The sequence below is a fragment of the Microbacterium testaceum StLB037 genome (assembly GCF_900104345.1).
Classification (GTDB): domain Bacteria; phylum Actinomycetota; class Actinomycetes; order Actinomycetales; family Microbacteriaceae; genus Microbacterium; species Microbacterium testaceum_A.
Genome location: NZ_FNJN01000010.1, coordinates 1 through 1638 on the forward strand (window position 1 = coordinate 1; position 1638 = coordinate 1638).

Genomic DNA, 1638 nt, shown 5'->3' on the forward strand with positions numbered 1-1638 from the left:
ATTCCGAGCTAGGACTCTTAGCACCACTGGATTAGCTTGGGCGGTTCTTCGCCGGTACGGGAATATCAACCCGTTGTCCATCGACTACGCCTGTCGGCCTCGCCTTAGGTCCCGACTTACCCAGGGAAGATTAGCTTGACCCTGGAACCCTTGGTCTTTCGGAGGACGTGTTTCTCACACGTCTTTCGCTACTCATGCCTGCATTCTCACTCGTGTAGCGTCCACGGCTGGGTCACCCCGCCGCTTCACTCGCCACACGACGCTCTCCTACCCATCAACACGGCTGGACCACGAAGGCCTACCAAAAATGTCAATGCCACAACTTCGGTGGCGTGCTTGAGCCCCGTTACATTGTCGGCGCGGAATCACTTGACCAGTGAGCTATTACGCACTCTTTCAAGGGTGGCTGCTTCTAAGCCAACCTCCTGGTTGTCAAAGCAACTCCACATCCTTTCCCACTTAGCACGCGCTTAGGGACCTTAGTTGGTGGTCTGGGTTGTTTCCCTCTCGACTATGAAGCTTATCCCCCACAGTCTCACTGCTGCGCTCTCACTTACCGGCATTCGGAGTTTGGCTGACGTCAGTAACCTTGTAGGGCCCATCGGCCATCCAGTAGCTCTACCTCCGGCAAGAAACACGCAACGCTGCACCTAAATGCATTTCGGAGAGAACCAGCTATCACGAAGTTTGATTGGCCTTTCACCCCTATCCACAGCTCATCCCCTCAGTTTTCAACCTAAGTGGGTTCGGTCCTCCACGACGTCTTACCGTCGCTTCAACCTGGCCATGGATAGATCACTTCGCTTCGGGTCTAGGACACGCGACTGAATCGCCCTATTCAGACTCGCTTTCGCTACGGCTACCCCACTCGGGTTAACCTCGCCACGTATCGCTAACTCGCAGGCTCATTCTTCAAAAGGCACGCTGTCACCCCTACTAAGGAGGCTCCAACGGTTTGTAAGCAAACGGTTTCAGGTACTATTTCACTCCCCTCCCGGGGTACTTTTCACCTTTCCCTCACGGTACTTGTCCGCTATCGGTCATCTGGGAGTATTTAGGCTTATCAGGTGGTCCTGACAGATTCACACGGGATTTCTCGGGCCCCGTGCTACTTGGGATACTCTTCACGCCAAGAACAGGCATTTCGACTACGGGGTTCGCACCCTCTATGACCGGCCATTCAAAACCGTTCGTCTATACCCTCTTGTCACGTCGATCATTCGGCAGAACAATCAGAAAAGTCCCACAACCCCCAACATGCAACGCCTGCCGGCTATCACACACGCTAGGTTTAGCCTCTTCCGGTTTCGCTCGCCACTACTTACGGAATCGCTTTTGCTTTCTCTTCCTGTGGGTACTGAGATGTTTCACTTCCCCACGTTCCCTCTACCCGCCCTATATATTCAGGCGGGAGTCACCAGGTACGCACGCGCCCTGGCGGGGTTTCCCCATTCGGACACCCTCGGATCAAAACTCGCTTATCAGTTCCCCGAGGCTTATCGCAGATTGCTACGTCCTTCTTCGGCTCCAGATGCCAAGGCATCCACCGTTTGCTCTTAAAGACTTGAAATCACATGAGTTGAATCGTCAAAAAATTGACTAATGATCTTTAAGATCATCTTCACGACACAAACCAAA

General features: G+C 53.2%; 1 rRNA gene. It reads right to left on the reverse strand.

The features are described from left to right. Positions 1-1570, reverse strand: a 23S ribosomal RNA gene (locus BLS25_RS17075); the annotation flags it as partial. Between the last annotated feature and the right edge of the window lie 68 nt (positions 1571-1638).